This window comes from Gammaproteobacteria bacterium, assembly GCA_022340215.1.
GTDB lineage: Bacteria > Pseudomonadota > Gammaproteobacteria > JAJDOJ01 > JAJDOJ01 > JAJDOJ01.
Genome location: JAJDOJ010000213.1, coordinates 1 through 5,189 on the forward strand (window position 1 = coordinate 1; position 5,189 = coordinate 5,189).

Sequence of the window (5,189 nt, forward strand, 5' to 3'; positions counted from 1 at the left end):
CCAGCGCCTGTGTCTGCGCGCCACGACCGACTACTGGGTCAACGCCAAGGACGGCCAACCCTTGTTCGTCGTCAACCAAGTGGTCGATCCGGGGCTGATCCAGGTCATCGAGCATGAGATCGTGCCGCGGCCCCCTTGGCCATGGCCATGTTCGCCCGCTGGTCGCAGGAAAATTTCTTCATGTATGCCCGCGAGAACTTCGGCCTGGACCGCTTGGTCGATAATCGAACCGATCGTCAACCCCGATTATCGCCACCTCGACGGACAGGTGCGCTCGGCCACCGGCAAGCTCGCCCGGCGCCTGCGGCGGCATCGGGGGCTGGGCGGCCGGCAACAAGTGGGGCGCCATTAAGGTGAACAACGGCGCATTCGCGGGGTGGGAGCCGCTGCATGGGGGTAAAGGAGCATCTGGTGCCGTGGGTAGTGGCGCCGGGGAAAGACTTTGGGGGCCAAACCCTGACCTGGAGGAGCTTTTCTCATCAGAACCTGACGAATGCCAATTTCGAGGGCGCCACCTTGACCGGTGCCGCGCGGCGGTTAGGGACTACCGGGTATTATCCCGTGACGCACCGCGCTGGTGATCAGATCGACCAGCGATTTCGCTTCCATCTTGTTCATGATTCGCGACCGATGGACCTCCACGGTCCGATGGCTGACACCCAGCCGTGTCGCGATGTCCTTGTTGGGCAGGCCCTCCAAGATCAGTTCCATCACTTCCCGCTCACGATTCGTGAGTCGCTCGATTCTGCTGCGGAATCTGTCGCGGGAGGCGTGATTCGTGCGTCCAATCCTGTCTAGGCGAAAGGCCTCCCGAATCCGGGCAATCAGGACCTGGTCATCGAAGGGCTTCTCGATGAAATCCAACGCGCCGTCGCGTATCGCCCTGACGGACATGGGGATGTCACCATGTCCGGTAATGAAAATGATCGGAGGTGAAGCGCCCCGTCGATTCAATCTGGACTGTAGCTCGATACCGCTCAACCCGGGCATGCGGACGTCCACCAGCAGGCAACCGTGGACCTTTGGATCGTACCGTTGAAGGAACAGCTCGGCCGAACTGAAATCCTTCACCTTCAAACCGGATGCCTCCAGCAGAAACTTGAGCGATCGCCGGTAGGCATCGTCGTCGTCGATGAGAAAGACGGTCGGGGTCACTGCCTGCATTCATCGTCCTCCGGGAGCGTGAAGTGGAATCGCGCCCCGCCGGGCTCCGGTTCGTCAGCCCAGATATGGCCGGCGTGCGATTCGACGATGGACCGGCAGAGGGCGAGCCCCATTCCAGTGCCATCGGTCTTTGTTGTATAGAAAGGTTCAAAAACGCGACCAACGATCTCCGTCGCCAGGCCCGGACCATCGTCGGATACCGTAACACGAACCTGTCGCGAGCCGTCACCCCGCACGCTGATTTCAACCCTGCCGGGGCCGGGAGAGATCGCCTCCATCGCATTGAAGATGAGATTCAGGATGACCTGCTTGATCTGGTGCTTGTCACAGTGTACCCGCAGGACCTCGGGGGCCACGTCCACATCGAACTGGATTCCGCTGCTCAGTGCCCGCGTACCCGCGAGATCAAGTGCGTCGCCGATGAGTTCGGCGAGGTTCGTGCATTCGGGGTTCTGCCGGTCCTTGCGTACGAACGCCCTGGCCTTCTGGATGATCTCTCCGGCGCGTCTGGCCTGGGCGACGGTATCTTCCAGCACCTCGACGAGTTGTTCCGGCGCTGCATTTCCGTGCTTGACGATGCGCAGGCAGGCATGGGCGTAGTTGGATATCGCTCCAAGCGGCTGATTCAGCTCGTGGGCGAGGCTCGCCGCCAGTTCTCCCATGATTCCCAGGCGGTCGATATGGGCCAGTTCGATTTCCTGCCGGTGCAGTCTTTCCCTGGTCTGCTTGAGCTCAGTGATGTCATGACGGATCCCCACCAGACCCGCCACACCTCCCGATGTATCAAGGTAGGGCGTGCGCGAAACCAGGGCGGTTCGCCCCCTCGCTTGGGGGTCGTCCTCCTCTAATGTCGAGGGCGTCGAGGTCGAGATGACACGTGCGTCTTCCCGTTCATGGGACTCGGCAATGCGCTCGGGGAGTACCTCACGATCCGTTCGGCCAATCAGTTGCCCTGCCTCACGTCCCGCCCAGCACGCATACGCGTCGTTGACGAGAAGGTATTTTCCTTCCGCGTCCTTGAGGTATACCCCACCCGCCACACCTTCTATCAGTGCGGCCAGGGTAGCGTGGCTTTCCCGAAGCGAGACCTGGGTCTTGGATCTCAGCTTTTCATTCCTTCGCAGCAGGTACAGCATGAGTATGGTCGCGGCGAGAACGGTGAGGAACAACGCGATTCCCTGGATCCACGCTGAACGCACGCGCTCCCTGATCAGCGCGGGATCTACAACATCCACGAGGTTCCACCGGGACCCCGATATGTGGCGGGTGTGGAGTGTATTTTCCGGGCTGATTCCGATATCCGGGTCTGGCCTGCCATATGTGGAAGCCCAGTCCCGGGCCGAGACCTCGATGCGGGCACTTTCCACGTCGGTAAGCAGCAGATAAAGCTGGTGGCCGGGTGCCTGGCTGTTCTCGAGGATGCGAGTCAGCCTGACGGGCGACACACTCGCGAAAAAGATGGGTCCGCTTTGATCGCCGCTGTCGGGAACCGTCGCCATGATATCGAAGTGCGAGCCGTTGGGGTTGGCGTGGATCCGCGTGCCATGCGGCAGCTGTCTAAGGGCATAGTCCTGAATGTCCATCCTGCAAACCTCTCCGATCAACCATGGCTCCTCCTCCAGCAGGGTGTCGCCAAGATCACTGGAGAGCGCCCAGGCGTGGACCTCGGGAAAGTAGTCCGATACGGAACGGTCAAGCGCATCACGGGTTTTCCGGTCTCCGGGCGATCCGGCAAGGTATCGCAGGACCTCGGCCTTCTCCTTTGCGAAGATCCCTACCGATCTGTGCAGTTCTCCCAGGATCGCCTCGATTTCGTCGGCGGTGCCATTGACTGAGTACAGCGCAATCTGGCGTTGCGCGTCCTCGAAGGTCCTGACACTGTGCATGCCCTGCCAGATCAGCAGACAGGTGACCATGAACATGACGAGAAACGCATAGGCGTAGGTGAGCCACGGGCGGGATTCGGCGGGATCGCCGGAAAAAGTGTCTCGTTCCGCGTTCGGTGACATGGGGACTCGGGACGGCGCACGAGCATTCAGGCTCGTGACTGTATCGTTGGCGTAGCGTTGCTGTAAAGAGTGGGTACGAGCGGCGTAACGGGTGCGGTATCTGCGAGTTCGCTCCGGGGCGGTGTGGCAACGTGGTAAGTCTTGTGGATGAGTCGGAGCGGTTCTGGCGCGTTGGAACGTGTCGGACGATGAGGGATATCGAATGGGTGGGAATGCGGAGAATGGACGCCGTGCCGGGATATCCCGTGGCGATGCGTTGAGTGAAGAAGGGCTGGATCAACGATGCCGAACGGGAATCTCTGGCGATGCTGTGCGAAGCGCGTCTCGAGGGCATTCATCCGTTCTGCATCACGATCGACGTGGATGCGGGTGAATTCCTTTCGCATAGGTACGGGCAGGTCAACTACGTCGTCGTCGATGACGTGCGCCACCTGGCGGCGCTTTGCGACTCCACTTCAGGTGGTAGAGAAAATATCCCTCTCGGATGACATCGATGGATTGCACACCGACTCGACCTCAATTACTACAGTCCACCCGGCGTGATCGTGAATGAACAACTGGATGTACTGCAGTTTATCGGCCAGACCGGGCCGTATCTGTCACCGACACCCGGGGCGGCCAGTCTGAACCTGATCAGGCGCCCACCCTGACCTGAGCCTGGAGCTGCGAATAGCCGTGCACGACGCGGTGCGTGAACAAAAAACCGTTCAAAAAACCGGCGCCTGCCTGAGTCATAACAACAAAAGTGAAGTCATCGACATCGACGTGGTGCCCTTGCCCAAACACGGCGACACGTTTGCCAGTTACCTGGTGCTGTTCCGGAAAATTTCGGAACATGAAGAAACGACGACAGCGTCGCGGCCACGCGCTAATGCGAAAGCGGGCCCCCGGGATACACGCATCGAGACGCTCGAACGGGAACTGGACTCCACTCGACAGAACATGCAGAGCATGATCGCCGAACGCGAAGCGACCAACGAGGAACTGGAAACCGCGAAGGAAGGATTGCAGTCCACCAACGAAGAGTTGATCACGGTCAATGAGGAACTGAAAATGAAACTGGATGCCATTGAGGGCAAATGAATTAAACATCGCCGGATGCGATGTGCTTGTCCGTCCTGCCGTTGTGATTGTGGCTATGAAGATTTGCCGGATGCGCCTTGCTTATCCGGCCTACTTTTAGCGCATATCTTCGTAGGCCGGATAAGCGCAGCGCATCCGGCACACCCGCCCAGATCACTCGAAATCCATCAGCCGGATAGCTTCGGGACAGGCGCTGCCCCAGTCACGGCTGTAAAGACCACGTCGCACGGCGGCATGGAACGAACTGTACGGCCAGTCCACCGGCGCGCTCACCAGACCGTGTTTAACGGGGTTGTAATGAACATAATCCATGTGCCGTTGCATATCCTCATCATCCCGAATCGAGTGTTCCCAAAAACGCGGTTGCCAGACGGGCGTGCCATTGCCGCCGGGATGCCGCGTAAGCCGGCGTGTCAAATATTTTTTGATTTCTCGCCAGCGCCCGGAAAAATCGTCATCGGTTTCCGGCAACCGCCAGATACAGTGAAGGTGATCGGGCAGGACAACCATCGCTTCGATGTCGAAGGGCCGTGATTGTTTGACCGTGCGCATCGCCTTTCGCAGAAGGTCGACTGGCTCGGGCGTGTTGAAGACGGGCCGGCGAGACCAGCAGACCACGGTGAAGAAATAACAGCCTCCAGGCATGTAGAATCGGCGGTAATCGCTGATGATGGCATGCTCCTTATGTCCGATCTATTTGCGGGATTGCCGGATGCGCTACGCTTATCCGGCCTACCATCTACCAGCTACTGCTGGGCCAGACGCAGACTGATCTGTTTCAGTCTGTCGCCGCGATAACTGTCGAACCGGCAGCCTTCGGTTTTCGACCAGGTACTCGAGGTCGAGCGCAAGCGTCCGCGCGAATACCTGGAATGTACGTGTCGAACTCTGGTGTTTGATCACGGACGATTCAAGCAGTTGCGCGATGATCCG

General features: G+C 59.4%; 6 protein-coding genes. 3 read left to right on the plus strand and 3 right to left on the minus strand.

All coding sequences use genetic code 11. The features are described 5' to 3' along the window. Positions 1–352, plus strand: a 352-nt coding sequence (locus tag LJE91_14730; protein MCG6869935.1) for a hypothetical protein, incomplete at its 5' end; no start/stop codon positions are given. Between the two features lie 185 nt (positions 353–537). Here LJE91_14730 and LJE91_14735 read toward each other — a convergent pair. Beyond that, positions 538–1,164: a response regulator gene (locus tag LJE91_14735; protein MCG6869936.1), complete on the minus strand. Its 627-nt coding sequence runs from the start codon at positions 1,162–1,164 to the stop codon at positions 538–540. Further along, positions 1,152–3,173, minus strand: a complete 2,022-nt coding sequence (locus tag LJE91_14740; GenBank protein MCG6869937.1) for a PAS domain-containing protein — start codon at positions 3,171–3,173, stop codon at positions 1,152–1,154. The genes LJE91_14735 and LJE91_14740 overlap by 13 nt, the downstream gene beginning before the upstream one ends. A gap of 260 nt (positions 3,174–3,433) precedes the next feature. On the opposite strand from LJE91_14740, the gene LJE91_14745 reads away from it, so the two are divergent. Beyond that, complete coding sequence (locus tag LJE91_14745) at positions 3,434–3,661, plus strand: hypothetical protein (protein ID MCG6869938.1); 228 nt, start codon at positions 3,434–3,436, stop codon at positions 3,659–3,661. A 187-nt stretch (positions 3,662–3,848) separates the two neighbouring features. Then, a complete protein-coding gene (locus LJE91_14750; GenBank protein ID MCG6869939.1) occupies positions 3,849–4,256 on the plus strand; it encodes a hypothetical protein in 408 nt (135 codons plus the stop codon). 153 nt (positions 4,257–4,409) lie between these two features. Here LJE91_14750 and LJE91_14755 read toward each other — a convergent pair whose 3' ends face one another. Next, positions 4,410–4,925, minus strand: a complete 516-nt coding sequence (locus tag LJE91_14755; protein ID MCG6869940.1) for a transposase — start codon at positions 4,923–4,925, stop codon at positions 4,410–4,412. Positions 4,926–5,189: the final 264 nt, after the last annotated feature.